Annotated in this window: 21 protein-coding genes and 2 tRNA genes; 15 read left to right on the top strand and 8 right to left on the bottom strand. The window is 55.7% G+C overall.

The features are described 5' to 3' along the window. Position 1: 1 nt before the first annotated feature. Positions 2 to 2014 carry a dynamin family protein gene (locus tag ACR0AP_RS12500; protein ID WP_480487410.1) on the bottom strand — a complete coding sequence of 671 codons (2013 nt, stop codon included), beginning with the start codon at positions 2012 to 2014 and terminating at the stop codon, positions 2 to 4. A 2-nt stretch (positions 2015 to 2016) separates the two neighbouring features. After that, entirely contained in the window at positions 2017 to 2439 is a 423-nt protein-coding gene (locus tag ACR0AP_RS12495) for a hypothetical protein (protein ID WP_209507691.1), read from the bottom strand. An 825-nt stretch (positions 2440 to 3264) separates the two neighbouring features. Here ACR0AP_RS12495 and ACR0AP_RS12490 point away from each other — a divergent pair. Beyond that, positions 3265 to 3349, top strand: a tRNA-Leu gene (locus ACR0AP_RS12490). 364 nt (positions 3350 to 3713) lie between these two features. Here the strand turns inward: ACR0AP_RS12490 and ACR0AP_RS12485 are convergent. Both ACR0AP_RS12485 and ACR0AP_RS12480 read right to left on the bottom strand, forming a co-directional pair. Then, a tRNA-Pro gene (locus tag ACR0AP_RS12485) sits at positions 3714 to 3790 on the bottom strand. 118 nt (positions 3791 to 3908) lie between these two features. Further along, on the bottom strand, positions 3909 to 5024 hold the full coding sequence (locus ACR0AP_RS12480; RefSeq protein ID WP_480506989.1) for a THUMP domain-containing class I SAM-dependent RNA methyltransferase: 1116 nt from the start codon (positions 5022 to 5024) through the stop codon (positions 3909 to 3911). A 297-nt stretch (positions 5025 to 5321) separates the two neighbouring features. On the opposite strand from ACR0AP_RS12480, the gene ACR0AP_RS12475 reads away from it, so the two are divergent. The 6 genes from ACR0AP_RS12475 to nqrF are packed head-to-tail and all read left to right on the top strand — an operon-like array spanning position 5322 to position 11186. Then, the gene (locus ACR0AP_RS12475; RefSeq protein WP_480506988.1) at positions 5322 to 6665 is read left to right on the top strand and encodes a Na(+)-translocating NADH-quinone reductase subunit A; all 1344 of its coding nucleotides are present in this window, start codon (positions 5322 to 5324) and stop codon (positions 6663 to 6665) included. Positions 6666 to 6670: 5 nt separating this feature from the next. Beyond that, positions 6671 to 7879 (top strand): NADH:ubiquinone reductase (Na(+)-transporting) subunit B, encoded by a 1209-nt coding sequence (locus ACR0AP_RS12470; RefSeq protein WP_480483685.1) that lies wholly within the window; start codon positions 6671 to 6673, stop codon positions 7877 to 7879. Next, on the top strand, positions 7872 to 8687 hold the full coding sequence (locus ACR0AP_RS12465) for a Na(+)-translocating NADH-quinone reductase subunit C (RefSeq protein ID WP_209507138.1): 816 nt from the start codon (positions 7872 to 7874) through the stop codon (positions 8685 to 8687). Before ACR0AP_RS12470 ends, ACR0AP_RS12465 begins: the two co-directional genes overlap by 8 nt. Next, complete coding sequence (locus tag ACR0AP_RS12460) at positions 8687 to 9340, top strand: NADH:ubiquinone reductase (Na(+)-transporting) subunit D (protein WP_209507137.1); 654 nt, start codon at positions 8687 to 8689, stop codon at positions 9338 to 9340. Before ACR0AP_RS12465 ends, ACR0AP_RS12460 begins: the two co-directional genes overlap by 1 nt. Further along, positions 9340 to 9948 carry an NADH:ubiquinone reductase (Na(+)-transporting) subunit E gene (gene nqrE, locus ACR0AP_RS12455; RefSeq protein ID WP_209507136.1) on the top strand — a complete coding sequence of 203 codons (609 nt, stop codon included), beginning with the start codon at positions 9340 to 9342 and terminating at the stop codon, positions 9946 to 9948. The genes ACR0AP_RS12460 and nqrE overlap by 1 nt, the downstream gene beginning before the upstream one ends. A gap of 14 nt (positions 9949 to 9962) precedes the next feature. Beyond that, positions 9963 to 11186, top strand: a complete 1224-nt coding sequence (gene nqrF / locus ACR0AP_RS12450; protein WP_480506987.1) for an NADH:ubiquinone reductase (Na(+)-transporting) subunit F — start codon at positions 9963 to 9965, stop codon at positions 11184 to 11186. Between the two features lie 54 nt (positions 11187 to 11240). Here the strand turns inward: nqrF and ACR0AP_RS12445 are convergent, their stop codons facing one another. Next, positions 11241 to 12254, bottom strand: coding sequence for an NAD-dependent epimerase/dehydratase family protein (locus ACR0AP_RS12445; protein WP_480506986.1), 1014 nt, complete (start codon positions 12252 to 12254; stop codon positions 11241 to 11243). 184 nt (positions 12255 to 12438) lie between these two features. Between ACR0AP_RS12445 and ACR0AP_RS12440 the strand changes: the two genes are divergently transcribed. Next, complete coding sequence (locus ACR0AP_RS12440; RefSeq protein ID WP_480506985.1) at positions 12439 to 13203, top strand: metallophosphoesterase family protein; 765 nt, start codon at positions 12439 to 12441, stop codon at positions 13201 to 13203. Positions 13204 to 13205: 2 nt separating this feature from the next. Here ACR0AP_RS12440 and ACR0AP_RS12435 read toward each other — a convergent pair whose 3' ends face one another. Next, positions 13206 to 13730, bottom strand: coding sequence for a CBS domain-containing protein (locus ACR0AP_RS12435; RefSeq protein WP_480506984.1), 525 nt, complete (start codon positions 13728 to 13730; stop codon positions 13206 to 13208). Positions 13731 to 13853: 123 nt separating this feature from the next. Between ACR0AP_RS12435 and ACR0AP_RS12430 the strand changes: the two genes are divergently transcribed. The 7 genes from ACR0AP_RS12430 to ACR0AP_RS12400 all read left to right on the top strand — a co-directional run bounded on the left by ACR0AP_RS12430 (position 13854) and on the right by ACR0AP_RS12400 (position 21220). Further along, positions 13854 to 14039, top strand: coding sequence for a hypothetical protein (locus ACR0AP_RS12430; protein ID WP_209507131.1), 186 nt, complete (start codon positions 13854 to 13856; stop codon positions 14037 to 14039). Between the two features lie 66 nt (positions 14040 to 14105). Further along, positions 14106 to 15131 carry an FAD:protein FMN transferase gene (locus ACR0AP_RS12425; RefSeq protein WP_209507130.1) on the top strand — a complete coding sequence of 342 codons (1026 nt, stop codon included), beginning with the start codon at positions 14106 to 14108 and terminating at the stop codon, positions 15129 to 15131. A gap of 14 nt (positions 15132 to 15145) precedes the next feature. Continuing rightward, positions 15146 to 15382, top strand: coding sequence for a (Na+)-NQR maturation NqrM (gene nqrM / locus ACR0AP_RS12420; RefSeq protein WP_480506983.1), 237 nt, complete (start codon positions 15146 to 15148; stop codon positions 15380 to 15382). A gap of 73 nt (positions 15383 to 15455) precedes the next feature. Continuing rightward, positions 15456 to 17126 carry a sulfatase-like hydrolase/transferase gene (locus tag ACR0AP_RS12415; protein WP_480506982.1) on the top strand — a complete coding sequence of 557 codons (1671 nt, stop codon included), beginning with the start codon at positions 15456 to 15458 and terminating at the stop codon, positions 17124 to 17126. Between the two features lie 102 nt (positions 17127 to 17228). Continuing rightward, positions 17229 to 18746 (top strand): 2,3-bisphosphoglycerate-independent phosphoglycerate mutase, encoded by a 1518-nt coding sequence (gene gpmI / locus ACR0AP_RS12410; protein ID WP_480506981.1) that lies wholly within the window; start codon positions 17229 to 17231, stop codon positions 18744 to 18746. Continuing rightward, positions 18743 to 19873 (top strand): murein hydrolase activator EnvC family protein, encoded by a 1131-nt coding sequence (locus ACR0AP_RS12405; protein ID WP_480506980.1) that lies wholly within the window; start codon positions 18743 to 18745, stop codon positions 19871 to 19873. The genes gpmI and ACR0AP_RS12405 overlap by 4 nt, the downstream gene beginning before the upstream one ends. A gap of 6 nt (positions 19874 to 19879) precedes the next feature. Further along, positions 19880 to 21220, top strand: coding sequence for a S41 family peptidase (locus ACR0AP_RS12400; RefSeq protein ID WP_267367009.1), 1341 nt, complete (start codon positions 19880 to 19882; stop codon positions 21218 to 21220). A gap of 135 nt (positions 21221 to 21355) precedes the next feature. Here the strand turns inward: ACR0AP_RS12400 and ACR0AP_RS12395 are convergent, their stop codons facing one another. Together ACR0AP_RS12395 and ACR0AP_RS12390 are read right to left on the bottom strand one after the other, a co-directional pair. After that, positions 21356 to 21715 (bottom strand): hypothetical protein, encoded by a 360-nt coding sequence (locus ACR0AP_RS12395; RefSeq protein ID WP_480506979.1) that lies wholly within the window; start codon positions 21713 to 21715, stop codon positions 21356 to 21358. An 11-nt stretch (positions 21716 to 21726) separates the two neighbouring features. Next, positions 21727 to 22488, bottom strand: a complete 762-nt coding sequence (locus ACR0AP_RS12390) for a DUF6478 family protein (protein WP_480506978.1) — start codon at positions 22486 to 22488, stop codon at positions 21727 to 21729. Positions 22489 to 22493 lie beyond the last annotated feature (5 nt).

Below are 22493 nucleotides of genomic sequence, written 5' to 3'. Positions count from 1 at the left end.
CTTATGCCGCTTCGTTGCTTAGGTCTTTCAGGATGTCACCCAGAATCTCGTCTCGCGATTTCTGAGGTTGCAGGCCCGCCATCGCTGCCGAGGTCTGGCTGGAGTTTTTGTCTGCTGATGATGAGATGCTCAGCAACGTTTCCTTCTGTTCCCGCATGAAATCCGCCAGAATAGCGCGGACGTTTTCCAACACGGCCGCAATCTGGTTTTCCTCGATATCCTTGGTGATCGAATTCGCCTCGGACGCGATCAGGCGTGTGTAATCGGCAGCGTATGCTTCAAAACCTTTGCGCTTTTGCCACCAGCGCCGCCACCAGGTACTTTGCAAGTCCAGAGCGATCGTCCGGCCGATCCCCAATGGTGGTGGAACGCGCGGCACGATAGGTGCTTCGATGCTGAATTCGCCCAGGTGGTTGCCAAGAATTTTGTGATACAGCGCTTCGACATCCGCAGCCGCAGTTGAGTAGAGCGCGCCAGCATCCTTACGCATTGCGCGGGCAAAACTGAAATAAGCGGCTTTTTGCAAAGTCCTCAATCCAGCAGGGTCGTATTGCCACGTGCCTTGCTCGCCATTCTTCTCAAGGTGCGCGATCAGAGAATCCGTGGCGCGCTTCACAAAATTCGCCTCGGCTGAGTTCAGGCGCTCCAACACTTTGTCGCGTAATGCATTGGTCAGTTCGGCTGCTTTCTTTTCATATTCCGCAGAAACTTTCGCAATTGCATCTTCCGGAGAAACACCGTCAAGATCACGCGCAACGCCTTCACCCTCTGACAGAGTCTTTGCCACGGCGGTGGCACGAATCTGGCTGGCGATGTTGCGGGCACGATGGCGAACCCGATCCATCAGCCTTGTTCCGGCACCTTCTGCAATACGCTCGTTTATCGCCAGCAGCAGGTCAGGCAAACCGGACAATGCCCAGATTTTATCCAGCGAGGGGGCCTGATCACCGAACCCGGCAGCGAGGTAAAATGTATTGAGTGCTTCGCGGGATTCCTCGTTCAGAATTTCGGGGTTCCCGGTCAGCGCTGCCTCGGCCCACAAGGCACTGCCGAACACGACACTTGTCTTTGCGTCGATGTTGTTCTGTTTCAGAGTATCCAGAATCCGGTCGCGGATTTCGGGGACTTGATTGACCGGGTCTGACAACTCGTCAATCCGGTTCACAAACAGGACAATCTGGCGGTTCTCAAATTGGGCGATGATCCGCATCAAGGCCATGTCCATGGTGGTCAGGGCTTGGCTTGCGGCAAGCACCACAACACAGACTTCGGACCCGCGCAGGCTGCGCAGGGTAATCTGTTCACGCACCATGAAGGTATCGTTGACACCCGGCGTATCACAAAGCTTCAGCGCAATCGGGTACTGAGGGATATCCATGTACAACTCGGCCGACTTGGTCACATCTGCGAACCGGCCTGTTTTTGGATTGATATCCGGGTCGTCCTCATCGCCCAGGCAGACATATCTTTGGATCAGTTCTTCATCGAAGTGATCGTATTGGTGGCTTTGGCCAAGTATCAGATCGAAGTGCTTTCCAAGACGCTCTTCCGACTTTGCTTTCATCTCGCCGATCTGACGGCGAATGTCCTCCATCTCGTCATCTGCACCGGCACGGTTGGCCAACTCGCCCAACCGGCCACCCCCGACCATCAGGTTGTCCCATTCTTCCTGCTCAAAGAAGGTGAACTTGGCCTTGGTGTCGCCCGGTGGACGCGTGTTGATGTTCAGGGTTGTGACGACCGACGTCCACGGGTTCACATCCGACGGAAGCAAAGATGGGCGCCCCGCAAGAATGTTTACAATCGATGATTTGCCCGCTTTTACCTGACCGACCATAGTGATGCTGGCGGTGAAGTTTTCCATCCGGGTCTTGAGTGTTGCCAGACGTGCCGAGGAGCGCGCATCAGCCACCTCAGTCAATTGATCAATCTGCGCCGTCAGTGATGACATTGCAGAGGTCATCGGCGCCAGAGCTTCGTTGCCGACAGACAACAGGTGATCATTGCGCGCCATGCTTAACCTCCGGTTCCCGTAGCTGCGATGCGGGGTTCATGCGAAGGACGTCCTGTTGGAATTCCTGTCAGCGTGTCGATACGTGCGATCAGGTCCAAAGCGTTGCCCAGAATGTCAGCCTCGGCGCGCGGGCTGATGGTTTCGTATGCCTTGGCGTCAGCTAGCACTTCGATCGAGCTGAAGCGATCGCCGTTTTCAAGGCACGCAACGCGGCGTCCGGTCGGGAACCCCTCGGATTTGACCGCGGGCAATGGCATACGCGCGTTGGCCAGCAGGTAGTGGTCTCCGGAGTGGGTTCGGAGCGAAATCCCAAAACCCGTGTTCGGATGGTCCCGGTTCAGGATCTTGAGTTCGCCAAGAAAGCTTTCGCGAGCAAAGAAGACAGCCTCTTGCTCGGCAGTAGCGGAGGGATTCAGATCGGTCACAGCAGTAAACCTTGTACTGGAGTTGAGCAGGAAACTCGTACCGGCGCCAAAGTGGCAAAAAAGACTCATTAACTCCTGCTAAACAACAAGACCCTTCAAGGCGGTCTTATTTTGACGTGAATAAGATTTTTTGGCGTTTGAAATGTGGCAGCTTTGTGGTGGAGTGCTCTTGAGAATGTCTCAACCTGCGCGGGAATGCCTATGACGCAAGTGCCAATCCGCACTTCCTGTTTGAAACCGAGCGGAGACTGGCGAAACACAATAGCTTGTACCTGACGGTACAGGTCATTCAGTAAACTGTATGGTTCTGTAGGACATTGTAGCCGGGTAAGCCATTCTTGTTATTTCAGAACCCTGAAGTCTCTCTCTGAGTTGGCAAGGGTCGCAGATGCGTTTCCTGGGGCGCCGTGGCGGGTAATCCCGCGCCCCTTTCCAAGGGTTAAACTACGAGCGTGCAACGGCAGCGAAGGATGATCTCCATATTCGCTCTTGGTGATCATGCAACAGTCTGTCAGCTTGTCTTTCTGGCCTTTGGTCAACGTAAGCGTGATATTTCGCAGGCTAAATGGGCTGAAATCTAAACTTCTGCACGAATGAAGGGCTCCTCCACATTAGCGTGGTCTTTGACCCGCAGGATATCGGATTTCACGGCCACTTATGTTTCACTGACAAGCCTCTTAGGACTATACATCTTCATTAGATAGTGTGGTTGCCCCATATCCGATCAGAGGATCTACAAACTTGGCGATACGTGTATTTTACCTCTCGCGCTCGGAAGCAAGCTTTGTTATTGACCGCTTCATTCCAGCGCTGCGGCGCTGAGTTGCGGGTGTGGCGAAATTGGTAGACGCACCAGATTTAGGTTCTGGCGCCGCAAGGCGTGGGGGTTCAAGTCCCTCCACCCGCACCACTTTGATCAACTAAAGTTTTGAAGATATTAGCATCTATTGTTCAGTTAGGTTTTGCCCGCAATTGTTCCCCAAGTTCAATCGCTGCTGGTTTCCCTGTCTTCGATCCAATCGCACATCTCTAGCGCACTCAACGGTGCTTATCTTTTCCACTGATGAATAGGGCTTTCCTTATCGGCCCATAAGTCCGGAAGAGGTTAAGAAGGCCGCTGGGATCAATGATAGGAAGATACGAGATATTGCTGCCGTGGATTATGGATGAAGATTGAGATCGAAGTAAGCACATCCAGTGCCAGAAATGCTGTGGATACTGTTTCGGGCGAGCTGCTGCAAACAACAAAGGCGCCCTTGGGCGCCTTGATTTACTGGTCGGAGTGAGAGGATTCGAACCTCCGGCCCCTGCCTCCCGAAGACAGTGCTCTACCAGGCTGAGCTACACTCCGACCGTGGCGGGTGATCTATACGGGGCTTTTCCGATGCGCAAGAGGATTTTGAGAAGCGGTCATCTGAATCTGCCGTCTTTGAACCGGTATCGGATGGGCTAGGCAAGTCACGCGACTCTCATGGCAGAGCGTCCGTTTTGTACAGGCGGATCTTGGTGCCTCCGTGGTCTACCACCGGACCGGGTGCCAGCAAAGGCAGGCGGGTCGCCCGAGCCAGGGCTGGGGCGCTGGTGACCACCCCAACACGCCATCCGCGAAAACGGGTCATCAAGGACTTTCCCAAGGCTCCATAGACAGAGCGCAGACGCTTTTCATCTCCAATCCGCGCCCCGTAGGGAGGGTTCACAATGATCAGCCCGGTTGGTCCCGCGGGGGGTTTGATGTCACTGACGGAAAGCTGTTGAAATTGCGTATTGGCGCTTACCTGCGCTCTCTCGGCATTGGCTGTTGCGGCTTCGATAGCTCCGGCGTTGCGGTCAGAGCCGCAGAAGGTGAGAGTGCATTCAGCAACCTCAGACTCGCTGCGCATGTCTTGCCAGCGGTCAGGGTCGAAGCCAGCCAGGTTTTCGAACGCAAAACTGCGGGACCGACCAGGGCGCAGCCCCAGGGCAATCTCGGCGGCTTCGATCACGAAAGTACCCGAACCGCACATCGGGTCCAACACCGGTTCATTGCCGCTAAATCCGCAGTCACGCAGAAACATGGCTGCCATCGTTTCGCGCATTGGCGCTTTGGCAATTGCTTCTTTATGACCACGCTTGTGCAAAAGCTCTCCAGAACTGTCGACGGAAAATGTACAGATGTCCTTTTCGATTCTCAGCAAGATCCTGACATCGGCGTCGGAAGATATCGGAGCGCCCAGAGTTTCGGATATCGCTTGTTCAACTCTCTGCCGTGCGGCACCGGCATGATATATTCTGGATTTGCGGCTGGTGGCCTCGACTTTGACCGGAACATCGGACCGCAGGAACTCACCCCACGGAAATTTACGCGCGCGTTTGTCCAATTGGGCCAAATGCACCGCAGGAAAACTGCCCAGACGGACCAGAACCTTGTTAGCACCGCGTAACGTCAGGTTGGCGCGCCAGACCTCGGACCACGAACCACGGCAGATGACACCCCCTGGAATCGTCTTGACCTGAGAGAACCCGTTGAACTGCGCCTCGGCAGCGAGGGGAGCTTCAAGCCCCGGGGTGGCAATCAGAAAAATTTCGAAGTCTGTGTCTTTTTCCATTCCGGTTGCTTACACTGGAAGTTCAGCGGGCGCGACACGCAATTTTGACCCGTATTTTTGGCCATATTGAGGGAAAACTCCAAGATTATGCAGTTTGATCTTAACTTTTGGCGGTAACAGGTTTGCGTTTGCGGGCATCCGCGCGTAAAGGGTCCGTGATCAGAATTACGCCTGCGGATTTTGGACCCATTTCGACGCTTTTGCGAGGGGTGCCTGAAAAAAACCGCGTTATTGCATGACCCCATAAGGGTGTCGGCAGGGCTGGCGCAGGAAAGAGGCTTGGAAGAACGTAGCGGCATGCAAACTTTCAAACTTAAAAAAGGGTTGGACCTGCCAGTGGAAGGCGCTCCCGACCAAACCATTCATCCGGGTCCGGAATACTCGACCGTTGGCGTTCTGGGTGGGGATTACATTGGCCTGAAGCCAAAGATGCTGGTGCAGGAAGGTGATAGTGTCGAGCGGGGTACGCCGCTCTTTTGTCACAAAGATGCGCCTGACGCGATGATGGTTGCACCGGTGACAGGCAAGATTGTTGCCATCAACCGGGGTGCCCGCAGGGTGTTGCAGAGCGTCGTCATCGAAGTGTCCGACGCCAATGACACGGGCTTGGATTTTTCGAGCGTGGGCGATGCGCACAGCGCCGAAGGCGTGACTGCAAAACTGTGCGTCGCTGGTCTATGGACCTCATTCCGCACGAGGCCTTATTCGAAAATGCCGGAACCCGGTGCCAAGCCGAACGCGATTTTCGTGACCGCCATGGACAGTGACCCTTTGGCGGCTGATGCCGCCACGATCATTGCCGAAGCGCCCGAGGCCTTTGCTGCTGGGTTGGCGGCAGTCAGCAAGCTAACCGAAGGCAAGACTTATATTTGCCAGAAACAAGGTGACACGATCCCCGGCGCGGATGTCGCCGGTGTCGAGGCCGTGGCGTTTTCCGGTCCACATCCATCGGGCCTGGCAGGAACGCATATTCACTTCCTCGAACCGATTTCGGGGGAAAAGCAAGTCTGGACTATCGGTTATCAGGACACCATCGCGATTGGCCGCCTGATGCAGACCGGGCGTCTGGATCCGAGTGTTGTGATCGCCTTGACCGGGCCCGGTGCGCGTCAGCCGCGTTTGATCCGCACCGTGATGGGCGCGTCCACGGACGACTTGACACGAGGTGAGGTAAGTGTGGACGGAACGCCCCGCATTATCTCGGGTTCGATCCTGTCGGGTCAACATGCCGACGGACCGACCGCATATCTGGGGCGGTTTGCCCGTCAAATCTGTATCATCCGAGAGGATCACGATCAGATTCCGATGGGCTGGATCCGACCAATGCCTTCCAAGTATTCCGTCCAGCCAGTATTGGGCTCGGCCTTTTCCAGAAAACTCTATGCTTTCACGTCCAACCTGAACGGTGGCCGCCGCGCGATGGTGCCGACAGGCGTGTTCGAAGAGCTGATGCCGCAGGATTACCTGCCCACACAATTGCTTCGGGCGTTGCTGGTGATGGATACGGATACGGCTCAGGCACTGGGAGCGCTTGAGCTGGACGAAGAGGATCTGGGCCTTGTGGGCTTTGCCTGTCCGGCGAAATATGAATACGGGCTGGCGCTGCGCGACTGCCTGAAAAAGATTGAAAAGGAGGGCTGATCCGAATGGGATTGCGTAACTTCTTTGACCGGATCGAGCCGAACTTTACCAAGGGCGGCAAGTACGAGAAGCTTTTTCCGATCTACGAGATGGTGGAAAGCTTCATCTACACTCCGAAAACCGTAACCACCGTTGCTCCTCATGCGCGGTCTTACGTGGATATGAAGCGCATCATGACATATGTCGTGATTGCCACTATTCCCTGCATCCTATGGGGAATGTGGAACACCGGTTATCAGGCAAATTCGGCCATTGCCGCGCTTGGCCCAGAGTCTGCAACTGGTTGGCGGATTGCAATTCTTCAGGTTCTTGGCATCTCGTTGAATCCGGACAGTATTTTTGCCAATGTCATGCACGGGCTTATGTACTTCCTGCCGATCTATATTGTCACGTTGGTGGCAGGCGGTATTTTCGAAGTCATTTTCGCAACCGTCCGCGGGCATGAGGTGAATGAAGGCTTTCTTGTCACTTCGATGCTTTACGCCCTGATCATGCCTGCAACCACGCCTCTGTGGCAGGTTGCCCTGGGTATTATCTTTGGTGTTGTCATCGGCAAAGAGGTATTCGGCGGCACTGGTAAGAACTTCCTCAACCCTGCCTTGGTGGGGCGGGCGTTTTTGTATTTCGCCTATCCCGCGCAGATGTCGGGCGATGCAGTCTGGACCCCGGTTGACGGGTTTTCCGGGGCGACGGCTCTGGCTGTGTCGGCTGCCGAAGGCTACCAGGCACTGGCCGCTGACGGTATCACCTGGTGGAGCGCGTTTTACGGCACCATTCAGGGCAGTATCGGGGAAACCTCGACTCTGGCCTGCCTGATCGGTCTGGCCTTCCTGCTGATCACCAAGATTGCCAACTATCGGCTGATTTTGGGATGTCTGGCGGGCACAATTGCGTTCACCTGGCTGTTGAACCTGATCGGGTCCGAGACGAACCCGATGTTCGCAATGCCATGGTACTGGCATGTCGTGTTGGGCGGTTACGCCTTTGGTCTGGCTTTCATGGTGACCGAGCCGGTCTCGGCAAGCCACACCAATGTCGGGCGCTATATCTATGGTGCACTGATTGGTGTCATGGTTGTGTTAATTCGTGTGATCAACCCAGCCTTCCCCGAAGGTATGATGCTGGCCATTCTGTTCGGCAACGTCTTTGCACCGCTGATCGACTATTTTGTCGTTCAGGCCAACATCAAACGGAGGGCGCGTCGCCATGTCTGATACGCAATCCCCTGAACGCAAGGGCGCGATTGCCCGGTTTCTGGCGGCCTCGCCGGATTCGGTTGGCAAAACGATCTTCATCGCTGTTGCGGTCTGTCTCGTTGCCTCGATGATCGTGTCGGCCGCCGCAGTCAGCTTGCGCCCGGTGCAAGAGTCTAACAAGCTGAAGGACAAACAGGTCAACATCCTGCAAGTAGCCGGGGTGTATGAACCCGGCGTCAATGTCACCGAAGCATTTGCCGCATTCGAGCCGCATGTGCTGGATCTGGCAACGGGCGATTTTGTGGACGATCAGTTCGACCCGGCCACCTTTGACGATCTGGCCGCTGCCGGTGATCCGAACCTTAGCGTCGCGCTTGACGACGATCCCGCAGGCATTGGCCGCAAGGCAAAGTACCGGGTGATCTATTTGCTGCGCGACGACGCGGGGGCCTTGGACAAGGTAATTCTGCCACTGCATGGCTATGGGCTGTGGTCCACTCTGTACGGTTTCATCGCGCTGGAGAAGAACGGCAACGATATCTACGGCTTGCAATTCTATCAGCATGGCGAGACGCCGGGTCTGGGTGCTGAGGTGGACAACCCGCGCTGGAAGACGTTGTGGAACGGCAAGAAGCTGCGCGACGACGCGGGAGTGTTGCAGATCACCGTCGCCAAGTCGCAGCCTGCGGCCGGGCCCGACTATTACATCGACGCCCTGGCAGGTGCGACCCTGACCACTGTCGGTGTCGACAACCTGGTGAGATTCTGGATGGGTGACGCGGGTTACGCTCCGTTCCTGGCCAAGCTGCAAGCAGGAGAGATCTGATGTCTCAGACCAAGAAAGAGCTGTTGGTCGACCCCCTTGTCGACAACAACCCAATCACCCTGCAGGTGCTGGGCATCTGTTCGGCTCTGGCGGTGACTTCGTCGTTGCAGGTGGCCTTTGTGATGGCGCTGGCGGTGACCTTTGTGACCGCGTTTTCGTCGATGTTCATTTCGATTTTGCGAAACCAGATTCCCGGTTCGATCCGAATCATCGTGCAGATGGTGATCATCGCCTCGCTTGTGATTTTGGTGGATCAGATCCTCAAGGCGTATGCCTTTCAGATTTCCAAGACTTTGTCTGTGTTCGTCGGCCTGATCATCACCAACTGTATCGTTATGGGCCGAGCCGAGGCATTCGCTATGAAAAATCCGCCGGTAGCATCGTTCATCGACGGTTTGGGCAACGGCATGGGCTATGGCCTGATCCTGATGCTGGTGGGCATCATCCGCGAACTGTTTGGATCGGGCAGCCTGTTCGGGGTGACAATCCTGCAAACGGTCAACAATGGCGGGTGGTACGTGCCCAACGGCCTGTTGCTGCTGCCGCCGTCGGCGTTCTTTGTGATCGGCCTGCTAATCTGGGCTTTCCGCACGTGGAAGCCGAACCAGGTCGAAGAACGTGAATACAAAATCCAGCAGGTAGAGGCGCACTGATGGAAGGGCTTATCTCTCTGGCCGTGAAGGCCGTCTTTATCGAAAACCTCGCGCTCAGCTTTTTCCTTGGCATGTGTACCTTCATCGCCGTGTCGAAAAAGATTTCGACTGCCATCGGGCTGGGAATATCAGTCATGGTGGTGCAGGCCATCACCGTGCCCGCCAACAACCTGTTGCTGTCCTTCCTGCTGAAACCGGGCGCATTGGCATGGGCCGGGTTCCCGGACGTGGATCTGACCTTTCTCGGGCTGATTTCCTACATCGGTGTGATTGCAGCGATGGTTCAGATCCTCGAGATGATCCTCGATAAGTATTTTCCACCCCTCTACAACGCGCTGGGGATCTTCCTGCCTTTGATCACTGTAAACTGTGCCATTCTGGGTGGTTCGCTGTTCATGGTCGAACGCGACTATAATTTTGCCGAGGCGACCACCTATGGCATCTCATCCGGTTTCGGCTGGGCGCTGGCGATCACCGCGATGGCAGGCGTGCGCGAAAAGCTGAAATACTCGGATGTTCCGGACGGGCTTCAGGGGCTGGGCATCACCTTTATCACCGCCGGGCTTATGGCGATGGCCTTTATGTCCTTCTCGGGCGTGAAATTGTAAGGGGGGGCGAGAGAATGGAAACCTTTTCGCTCGGCGTTGTCCTGTTCACCCTGATCGTTCTGGCGCTGGTGGCCATCATTATGGCTGCACGTTCCAAGCTGGTGTCGACCGGCAACGTCAACATCACCATCAACGGTGAAAAGACTATCTCGGTTCCGGCTGGTGGCAAACTGCTGCAAACATTGGCGGCCGAAAAACTGTTTGTTCCGTCAGCCTGCGGTGGTGGTGGTACCTGTGCCCAGTGCCGCGTGAAAGTGCATTCGGGTGGCGGTTCGATCCTGCCGACCGAAGAAAGCCATATCACAAAGCGCGAAGCCTCCTGTGGCGACCGTCTGTCCTGTCAGGTGGCGGTCAAGCAGGACATGGAAATCGAAGTTCCAGAAGAGGTCTTCGGCGTCAAGAAATGGGAATGCACCGTTCGCTCGAACGAGAATGTCGCGACCTTTATCAAGGCCCTTACCCTAGACCTGCCCGAAGGTGAGGACGTGAATTTCCGCGCCGGGGGCTACATCCAGATCGAAGCGCCTGCTCATCAGTTGAAATACACTGATTTCGACGTGCAGGAAGAATATCGCGAGGATTGGGATCGCTTCAATCTGTGGCAATACGAGTCGGTTGTGAACGAACCTATCGAGCGCGCCTATTCGATGGCCAACTATCCGGATGAAAAGGGCATGATCATGCTTAACGTCCGGGTTGCTTCACCGCCTCCGGGCTCAGAAGGAATTCCGGCGGGACAGATGTCGTCCTACATCTTTAACCTGAAGCCGGGCGACAAAGTCACAATCTCGGGTCCGTTTGGTGAGTTTTTCGCACGTGAAACCAAGAAGGAAATGGTCTTCATCGGTGGTGGTGCCGGTATGGCACCGATGCGCAGCCACATCTTTGACCAGCTCAAACGCCTTGAGAACCGCGACCGCAAGATCAGCTTCTGGTACGGTGCGCGGTCCAAGAAAGAGATGTTCTTTGTCGAGGATTTCGACCAACTGGCGGAAGAGTTCGACAATTTCGAATGGCATGTCGCTCTGTCGGATGCCCAGCCCGAGGATGAATGGAAAGGCTATACCGGCTTCATCCACAACGTTCTGTTCGAAGAATACCTCAAGAACCACCCGGCACCTGAAGATTGCGAATACTACATGTGTGGACCGCCAATCATGAACCAGTCAGTAATCAACATGCTGCTGGATCTGGGCGTGGATCGCGAAGACATCATGCTCGACGATTTTGGCGGGTAACTAATGAAACCGGCGCTGAGTGCGCCGGTTTTTTCATTCCGGCGCCAGGTCGACCTATTTTCCATAATAGTCCCGGTACCAATCGACGAATTGGGCAATGCCGTCTTTCAGGTCGGTCTGCGGGCGATAATTCGTCAGTCGCTGCAGCAGCCGATTGTCAGCCCAAGTGGCATGAACATCGCCCATCTGCATTGGCATAAAGTTTTTGACCGCTTTCTGGCCAACAGCCTCTTCGATGGCTTCTATGAAATCCATCAGACGCACCTTGTCTCCGTTGCCAATGTTGACGATGCGGTACGGTGCAACGGGCGACAAGCTGTCACCATCTTCGATATCCGCGCGGCTGGTCGGGCGGACCGGCGGAACATCGATCAGCAACCTGATCCCACGCACAAGGTCTTCTACATGCGTGAAGTCGCGATACATGTCGCCATGATTGTAGATGTCGATTGGTCTGCCATCCAGTATCGCAGCGACGAATTTGAAATAGGCCAGATCGGGGCGCCCCCAAGTGCCGTAAACGGTAAAAAATCGAAACATGGTGGTCGGCAAATCCCACAGATGGGCATAGGAATGCCCCATCGCCTCATTCGCCTTTTTGGTGGCGGAGTAGATCGTCAGTTGGGTGTCGGCTTTTTCTGTTTCGATGAACGGCATGTCCTCGTTTGCACCGTAGATTGATGAGGTCGACGCCATCAAAAGGTGTTCCACTTTGTGCTGACGCGCGATTTCCATCACATTGAACGTGCCCACAACGTTCGACTCGATATAGCTGCGAGGATATTCAAGGCTGTGCCGCACGCCTGCCTGCGCGGCCAGATGGACGATGACATCGGGCTGAAACTCCTCAGCGACCTGCACAAGACGGTCAAAGTTTTCCAAACGGTCTTCAGTTGCCGTAAATCTTGGGGTTTGAAGCAGTATCTGATGTCGACGCTGTTTCAGGGTCACATCATAATAGTCGGTCATCCCGTCATAGCCATGTACCTGAAACCCTTCTGCCAAAAGCAACTTGGCCAGGTGGAACCCGATGAACCCGGCAGAACCTGTAATCAATACTCGTTTCATGAAACCCTCAGAACTCACTGCAAATTCTTCGCTGATCGAATGGCGTTGATCCTATCATCAGATCAACTGCTTGCGAACATCCTGGGGGCCATATCGGACAATCTAAGGCTCGTGGTCAACACTTTGCCTACTCAAACAGTTGCTGATTGCGACCACTACGCAGGGCGGGTAGGGATCAAATGCCATGATGAAAGACTGGATCAGACGGCGGTTCCAATCCGCGGTGAAGAAAAGCACCAATGCGATGCCATGCGACGTGGCACCCGCAGAAAAGGTGACGGCCGTCGGCGACATTCACGGTCGTCTTGATTTGCTTCAGGCGGTTTTGCCACGACTCGACGATCAAAGCCCACTGGTCTTTCTGGGCGATTACATCGACCGGGGGGCATACAGCGCGCAGGTACTGCGGCATTTGCATCACCTGAGTGAAGCGTCAGACGGGCGGGTGCAATGCTTGCTTGGCAATCACGAAGAGATGCTGCTGCAATTTGTAAACGACCCGGAACGTTACGCCAGGCTTTGGTTTCATAACGGCGGAGCGGAAACTCTGGCATCTTTCGGCCTCGTATGTCCCGACGAGTTGGATAGTGGAAAGCATCTGCCTGAACTGGCAGAGCGTCTGCGGCACAAGATGGGCGACAGCTTGCTGGACTGGCTTGCAAATCTGCCGCTGACCTGGACCAGCGGCAACGTCACCTTTGTCCACGCGGCACTTGATCCGCGGCTACCCATTCAATCCCAGGATCGCCAAATCTGTCTATGGGGGCATCCGATGTTTCCACGGCTTGCCCGCAGTGACGCGCAATGGGTTGTGCACGGTCATACAATTGTAAGCCAACCCCGGGTTAGAAACCGAGTTGTGTCGATTGATACCGGTGCCTTTGCCTCGGGCAGATTGACCGCCGCTGAAATAGACGGCGGCAGTGTTAGGTTTTTTTCAATCGGTTGAACCTAGCCAACGATCATCTGCTTCATACGAAGCGCTTCATACTCCAATTCCCTCAGGCGGAAATGCACAACATCTCCGATAGTGATGACACCGCACAAATTGCCATCCCGCAGGACCGGCATATGGCGGAATCGTCCTTCAGTCATGGTTTTCAGCACGTCATTCAGCGTATCCTCGGGCGTGCAGGCCTTTACTTCCGTTGTCATCAGGTCTTCGACCGACTGCGGCAGGGTCTGTCCGGGCGTATCGGCCATGCGACGCACGATGTCGCGTTCCGACAAAATCCCTTGCAATGCCCCGTTCTGATCTGTCACCAGAACTGCGCCAATCCGCTTTTCCTTGAGCGTGTTCACCACCGAATGGATGGTATCATTAGGCCGCACCGAAAACACCGCATCCCCTTTACCATCAAGCAGCTTGGCTACGGTCGTCTGCGAATGCGACAGGTTCGAATCCGCTGATTGGCTGTAGGTCGTCTTGTCGGCTTTGTCACCGCGCGACGGCGACTGGTAAGAGGTTGGAGCCATGGGCAATCTCCTTTTTGGTTCTTGCAAAGTCTTTCCCTTTCACCTTAGCGCAGCTAAACGACCTGTATAGGGTCCAATTGCAAGAGTTGATAAACCGTGGGTCGGGAAAGGGAGCCTAGTCTTTTGAATGAATTCTATCTTACGCCCCCGGTCGCCGCGCTGATCTTCTTTGCGGCTGTTGTGTGCGGTCACAACTTTCGCATGGCGTGGAAGCAACAACAGCCCGGGTGGCAGAAACGCGCGTGGCTGTTCGGTATTCCGGCCGGAACTGGTCTTTTGCTGTTGGGTTTCCTTCCGCTGAAACTGTAATGCCAATTTGACTCTGGCTGGGACCGCTGGCATATGCCGGGCACAGAATGTCCCGGAGATAGCCCAATGCGTCTTTTACCCGTGCTGGCCTTTTTCACCCTTCTTTCAGGCTGTCTTTTTGACAAGGAACCCGAAGTGGTCCGTCTGTCTGGTGAGACAATGGGCACGACCTACAAAATCACCGCAATTGGCGAAGACCTTGACGAAGACGCACTGGCTTCTGCTGTCAGTGAAAAGCTGGCAGCCGTGAATGCCAAGATGTCCAACTGGGATCCGAACTCCGAGGTTTCCGTTTTTTCCGCGTCGTCCAGCACAGATCCAATGCCTATTTCCGACGAATTTGCGCTGGTTCTTTCGGCGGCGAACGAAGTGCACGCAAAATCCGGTGGCATTTTCGACGTAACCCTCGGCCCTTTGATCGAACTTTGGGGTTTTGGCCCACGCAAACCCGAGGACCCGGTGCCATCGGATGCCGATATCAACACCGCGCTGAGCGGTGTAGGTCAGGGCCGCCTGCTGAAGCTCGATACAGATGCTGGCACGCTTGCCAAGTCAAACGCCAGTGTGGGCATTAACCTTTCGGCGATTGCAAAAGGTTATGGAATTGACGCTGTTGCGGAAACCTTGCAGGCCGCTGGCATCGAAAACTATCTGGTTGAAATCGGCGGCGATCTTGTGACCAAGGGTAAGAATGACAAGGGCGAAGCGTGGCTCATTGGCATCGAAAAACCTGAAACGGGTTCGCAAACTATCCAGTTGATCGTTTCTCTGGATGACAGGGGTATGGCCAGCTCGGGCGATTACAGGAACTTCTTTGAAAAAGATGGTGTGCGCTATTCGCATATCATCGATCCGACAACAGGCCGCCCGATCACGCACCGCACCACTTCGGTCACCGTGCTGGCCGAAAACGCGATGATGGCCGATGCCTGGGCAACAGCCATGCTGGCCTTGGGTCAGGAAAAAGGTCTTGCTTTGGCGGAGAAACATAAACTTGCCGTGTATTTCATCTCGCGGGATGTGACAGGCGGCGAAGATGCCTATATCACTGCCCATAGCACGGCGTTCAAAGACGCGCTGGGATCGAACTGACTGTTGGAGCTGAGATGAGTACCTTTATTCTGGCCTTCATTCTTCTCGCTCTCGTCATGGTGGGCATGTCATTGGGTGTCATGCTGATGGGCAAGACCATCAAAGGCAGTTGCGGTGGCCTAAACGCGATCTCGGGCGCGGATAAATGCGTTGTCTGCCAAAAAGATGTCGACCCCGACAGCCCACTGCGCGACAAGCTGCAATGCAAACGCGCCCAAAAAATGCTGGAGCAAATAGACCGTCAGGCCTGACACAGGTTTTGCTTCGTTCTGCGGATAGAATTGGCTAACTAAGTCCTCGAGACTTTTGGGGGAGGGTGTCAACTTGGCTAAGGCAAAAAACATCCTGTTCATCATGTTCGACCAGCTGCGCTGGGATTACCTGAGCTGTTACGGTCATCCTCATCTGCATACGCCAAATATCGATCGTCTGGCTGCCAAAGGCGTGCGCTTCAACCGCGCCTATATCCAATCGCCGATCTGCGGCAGCTCCCGCATGTCCACCTACACAGGGCGCTATGTGCATTCTCACGGCGCGTCGTGGAACGGAATTCCCTTGAAAGTCGGCGAGATTACGATGGGCGATCACCTGCGTAAGGCGGGGATGGATTGCTGGCTGGTCGGCAAAACCCATATGCGTGCAGACGCCGAAGGGATGGCGAGGTTGGGTTTGGAGCCCGACAGCCTAATCGGGGCCCGCGTCGCCGAATGCGGATTTGACGTGTACGAACGGGACGACGGTATGCTGCCCGAAGGTCCGGATGGGTTTTACGACCCCGACGGGGCAAAGGAATACAACAAGTTCCTGAAAGCCAAGGGGTATGAGAGTGACAACCCCTGGCATGACTTTGCCAATTCCGGGTTGGATGCGGATGGCAACGTTTTGTCTGGCTGGTTTCTGAAGAATTCACCCGAAGCCGCGAATATTGCCGAGGAAGACAGTGAAACACCCTATCTGACCGGTCGCGGGATCGAGTTCATGGAAACGCATGATGGCCCGTGGTGCTGTCATCTGAGTTTTATCAAGCCGCATTGGCCGTACATTGTACCAGAACCATACGCCTCGATGTATGGGCCGGAACATGTGCTGCCTGTGGTGCGATCCGACGCGGAACGTCAGAATGCGCATCCCGTGCTGAAAGCCTTCATGGACACAAAGATCGGCCAGACCTTTTCGCGGCAGGACGTGCGTGAGGCGGTTATCCCGGCCTATATGGGGCTGATCAAGCAAGCCGATGATCAGATGGGCCGCCTGTTGGATTGGTTGGAGAGAACCGGGCGGATGGAAAACACGACGATCGTGGTGACATCAGACCACGGTGATTTTCTGGGCGATCACTGGATGGGAGAAAAGACCTTTTTTCACGATGCCTCGACCAGAGTGCCGTTGATCATCTATGACCCGTCGCCCGAGGCCGATGCAACACGCGGTACCGTCAGCGATGCGCTTGTGGAATCCATCGACCTTGCGCCGACCTTTGTCGATGCGGCTGGTGGAGAAGTGGCGACGCATATTCTGGAAGGTCATTCACTGCTGCCCATCCTTTATGGAGAGGTGGACGCGTTGCAACGCGATGTGGTGATCTGCGAATATGACTACTCGGCATCGCCAATCGCAAATGTTTTGGACGTGTCTGTCCGCGATGCGGTGATGTTCATGGCCGCAAGCAAGAAATGGAAACTGATCCATTGTGAAGGTGGGTACCGGCCAATCCTGTTCGACCTAGAGAACGACCCTGATGAGTTGAACGATCTGGGTGACAGCGCGGAACATGCCGGTGTGATTGCCGAGTTGTACGAGTATCTGTTCGCCTGGACGCGGCGGGCGTCCCAGCGCACGACCCGGTCCGAGCAGCAATTGATCGACATGCGCACCAAAAGCCGGGGCAGGGGTGTTGTTCTGGGCGTCTATGATGAAAACGATGCGCCGCTGGACCTGACGGTCAGATACCGCAATCGCAAGGCGCGCCCTTTCCAAAGCTACTTAAAAGACTAACCCTGCTGCGTCGGTTAAAATTGTTCATCATTACGAAGGTGGTTCACCCGTCGAAGTCCAAAGGATAGAAGGTGACCCAAGAGCAGCAAACGGAGTACATCAATGGCCATCCCCAAACCTGTTGTCCTGTGCATTCTAGATGGTTGGGGTCTGTCCGAGGACACTAAAGCCAACGCACCCTATCTGGCAAACACGCCGACCTTTGACGCGATCATGTCTAATTGCCCGCATTCGACCCTGATCACCCACGGCCCGGATGTGGGTCTACCAAGCGGGCAGATGGGCAACTCAGAGGTCGGGCACACCAATATCGGTGCAGGGCGTGTGGTCGCCATGGATCTGGGCCAGATCGACCTTTCCATTGAAGACGGGACATTCTTTGAAAACGAAGCGCTGCAGGCTTTCATCACCAGCGTTAAGTCCGCTGGCGGCACTGCGCATCTGATGGGGTTGATCTCGGATGGTGGGGTGCATGGTCATCTGAACCATATCCTTGCCGCAGCCACTGCCATAACGGATGCCGGTGTCCCGGTTGCACTGCACGCAGTGACGGACGGGCGTGATGTCGCGCCAAGGTCAGCTCTGACTTACATCGCTGAGCTGGAAGAACGCCTGCCCGAAAACGTACGCATCGTCACCGTGAGCGGGCGGTACTTTGCCATGGATCGCGACAATCGCTGGGAGCGTGTCAGTGAAGCATATGGTGCAATGGTCAACGGGCAGGGCCGAACGGCCAGCAGCGCCCATGGCGCGGTTGATCACGCCTATAACCAGTCCGAATCTGACGAGTTTGTCACACCAACCGTATTGACGGGATATGACGGTATTCACGATGGCGACGGTTTCTTTTGCCTGAACTTCCGCGCTGACCGTGCACGTGAAATCCTGCGCGCCATCGGAGAGCCCGGATTTTCCGAGTTCGCGACAGGACCGCGCCCGAAGCTTTCAGCACTGCTGGGCATGGTCGAGTACTCTGACGGGCATAATGCTTACATGACCACGGTTTTTCCAAAGCGCACGCTTGTAAATACGCTGGGCGAATGGGTCGCCAAGCAAGGGCTCCGTCAGTTCCGACTGGCGGAAACCGAGAAGTACCCGCATGTTACGTTCTTTTTGAATGGCGGTAAGGAGACGCCCGAACGAGGTGAGGACCGCTTTATGCCGAGCTCGCCGAAAGTGGCGACCTACGATCTACAGCCCGAAATGTCATCCGCAGAGGTTACGGCGAAGTTTATCGAAGCCATCGAAGGCGGGTATGACCTGATTGTTACAAATTATGCCAACCCCGATATGGTTGGTCATACAGGTGATCTGAATGCCGCAATCAAAGCATGTGAAGCCGTCGATCAGGGGTTGGCGCAAGTCATTGCGGCTCTTGAAAAGGTCAAGGGGGCGATGATTATCACGGCCGATCATGGTAATTGCGAAGTCATGGTTGATCCTGTGACCGGCGGCCCGCATACGGCCCATACGCTTAATCCTGTTCCGGTAGCGCTGGTTGGCGGGCCAGAAGGTTCTATATTGCGCCAAGGACGTTTGTCCGATCTCGCCCCGACCCTGCTTGAACTGATGGGTTTGCCTAAACCCCCGGAAATGACCGGGGAAAGCCTGCTGTCATGAAACCGGCTGCTCTGGCAGTGTGTCTGTTTTTGGCCTTGCCGGCGCTGGCCCAGCCAGACGCTTCCAAGGCTGCTTTGGATGCAGCGCAGATGCTCGAGCAGGCGTCCATCGCGTTATCCGAAGCCGAAAGTGCCCGGGACCGGGTCAATGCTCTTACGGAGACGATCCATGCCTATGAGGCCGGGCTGGGTGCGATGCGGGTGGGATTGCGCCAAGCGGCTACCCGTGAGGCGCAACTGAGTGCCGAGTTGCGGGCGCGCGAAAAGGAAATCCGGCGATTGCTCGGTGTTCTGCAAACCATTGAAACGACCGAACCACCCGTTTTGATGTTACATCCCGCCGGCCCGTTGGGGGCTGCTCGCGCGGGTATTATGCTGTCCGAGGTCACCCCCGGCCTGAATGCCAGCGCGCAGGAACTGGCGCAGGACCTAAATGAAGTGCAGACATTGCGTGTCTTGCAGCAAAAGGCCTCGGAAACTTTGACAGAGGGTCTGACGGGCGTTCAGGCGGCCCGTACCCGTCTGAGCGAGGCAATTGCCGACCGCACGGATTTGCCCCGCCGCTTCGTAGAAGACCCGGTACGTACGGCCATCCTGATCTCGTCGACTGAAACACTGGATGGTTTTGCAAGTGGTCTGTCCGAGATCTCGGAAGGAGAGATCCTCGACAGCAATGCCAGCGTCTTGGACAGGAAAGGCCGGATATCAATGCCGGTACAGGGTATCTTGCTGCACAAGGCCGGTGAAACGGACGCCGCCGGTGTCACGCGCCCCGGCCTGATCGTAGGGACACGCCCGCGCGCTTTGGTCACATCGCCTACCGCTGCGACAATTCGCTATCGCGGGCCGCTGCTGGATCTGGGAAACCTGATAATACTTGAACCTCAATCGGGACTTTTGTTCGTGTTTTCCGGTTTGCAGGAGGTCTATGGCCAGACCGGTCAGGTGATCCCAGAGGGCACACCAGTTGGTCTGATGCCCGGTGAAATGCCGGGAATCGGCGCAATTTTGTCAACAAGCAGTGATGGCACTGGAACTGACCGCTCAGAAACGCTCTATATAGAGGTAAGAGAAGACAATCGCCCCGTGGACCCGGAATCGTGGTTTCGGACCGACAAGGATGGATAAACGCGTATGAAGAAATTTGTGGTGGCCGGTCTGGCTGGAACTGTGGCAGGTATTCTTGCAACAACTCAGATCGCAGGACCCCTGCTGGCGCAGGAGGCCGAGAACAAGGCAAGCGTCTATGAACAGCTGGATTTGTTCGGCGACATTTTTGAACGTATCCGCGCCCAGTATGTCGAAGAGGTTGAGCCCGAAGAACTGATCGAGGCGGCGATTGACGGCATGTTGACATCGCTTGATCCGCATTCGAGTTATCTTTCCCCCGATGATGCCGAACAGATGCGCGTGCAGACCCGGGGCGAGTTTGGTGGGTTGGGTATCGAAGTCACGCAGGAAGAAGGCTTTGTCAAAGTTGTATCACCCATTGACGATACCCCCGCCGACGCAGCCGGAATCGAAGCCGGGGATTTCATTACCCATGTGGACGGTGAAAGCATTCTGGGCCTGACGCTGGACAAAGCTGTTGACCTGATGCGCGGCCCGGTCGGATCCGAAATTATCATCACCGTCGTACGTGAAGGTGAACCTGATCCGTTCGACGTCACTATTATCCGTGACACAATCAAGTTGACCGCTGTGCGCGCTCGGACCGAAGGCACCAGTGTCGTTCTGCGTGTGACCACGTTCAACGACCAGACCTTCCCGAACCTGCAGGAAGGATTGCAGGAACAGATTGCTGAAGCGGGTGGCATCGACAAGGTCAACGGTTTTGTTCTGGACCTGCGCAACAACCCAGGCGGCCTGTTGACTCAGGCGATCAAAGTGTCGGACGCGTTCCTGAACGAAGGTGAAATTGTCTCCACGCGCGGCCGCGACCCGAATGAGGGTGAGCGGTTCAACGCCACCCCCGGGGATCTGGCTGAAGGCAAGCCAATTGTGGTGCTGATCAATGGCGGCTCGGCCTCGGCATCCGAGATTGTGGCCGGTGCATTGCAGGATCATCGCCGCGCTATCGTTGTGGGCACCAAGAGCTTCGGCAAGGGATCCGTACAGACGGTCATGCCGCTGCGTGGTGACGGCGCCATGCGCTTGACCACATCGCGCTATTACACTCCGTCGGGACGATCAATCCAGGCCCTTGGCGTCAGCCCAGACATCATTGTTGAACAACCTCGCCCTGCACCTGCGGAAGAAGAGGAAGAGAACAACGGGCGTACCCGGTCCGAAGCTGACCTGCGCGGCAGTCTGAACAATGACAGCCTGAGCGAGGATGAAATCCGCCAGATCGAGGAAGATCGCGCAAGGGCTGAAGCAACCGCTGAGCTACGGAAAGAGGATTATCAACTGGCATATGCCATAGACATCCTCAAAGGCCTGTCAGCGTTCACCCCACACGGGCCGTCCCAATAACCAAACCAATGGGCCGCGTACAACGCGGCCCATTTCTTTCTGTCTCGTAAGATTTTTTTGTCATCCAGCAGCGCGATCCGAATGCGACGCGCAGAGTGCGCATAACCGAATGGATGATCCGATTTCGCAAGCGTTTCAGCCGTCTCTGCGACTTACCCTTCGGAAAGCGCGTTTCAGCATATCCAGCTCCGCGCGCAAAAGGTCCACTTCCGCCCTGAGATCATCGGCGGCGGGCTCTCCTGCTATTATGGAGAAACTCCCAAGTTTATCGACACTGCCTGCGTCGACTATGACGAAGCTGTGCACGCCTTCGGACAGGGCTGTGACGGGTACCGGAACATACAGATTCCATCCGTTGTCTGTAGGTGAAAGCTCAACACCCTCCAGAGCTTTGCCCAGATATCGAACCTCCAACTCTGGTTGCCGTTCGGCCTCAACATGGCCGTGCCAAATACCGTTTTCGAACCGAATGAAAGTCAGGGATGGTTGTGTCATCTTTGATCGTCTCACAAGTCCGCGCGATGGAAGCGGCAAAACGCAAGGTCTCGCACACTCATACGGTTCATCTGCGGTTTCTCAAAAATAAGATCCAGCCAGATCTTTTCGATCCGACGTTCATTCAGAGGCAGGTGAGCCAGGTCGAAATCAACTGCGTTCACGGTGTCAGAAGGGTCTAGCTGCCGCAAAACCTGCTCCATGTTGGGCCCGTGCTGAACATTGAGACGTGCAAACACGCCAGACGGTTTCTCGCAGTCAATCAGGGTTTCCAACCGGATCAGATGCTCGCGTGTCAGGTCGCGGGCAACCTCACGCGGCAAATCGATAGATACCGACAGGAACGACCCCTCGAAGCCAAAAACCTCGACCTCCAGACTGAACGGGGCCAGATCACTTGCCCCCCGGTTGCGGATTTGCCGCACAGCGATTTCGGTCAATGGGCAGTCGTGAAATAAGCTGACCTGATCGTCCATGACCGTTTTACGGGGAACAGAGGCCATGCCGGATTGCAACAACGGCGCGCGCCACAGGTCGGGTCGCCAGCTCCAGTCGGTGCCGACAGGCCGGTGAAACTGAGTTGATCCTATTTTCGGGCGGAGCAAGCGCGCATCCGCCAGTTGGATCAGGCGATCCAGTTGTCCACGCAGACTGCGCGCCTGATCGCGTTTCACCCGCAACTCGGCCTGCGCCGAATCTGGCGCCTGCCGCACGGCCCGGCGCCAGCGGCCGAGCGTCCTGCGATGAATATAGCGATCCAGAATCCTGCGCATGGTCT

It is taken from the genome of Ruegeria sp. AF7 (assembly GCF_056541885.1).
The sequence above is the reverse complement of the archived record's forward strand: the minus strand, read 5'-3'. Positions and strand labels throughout refer to the sequence as shown.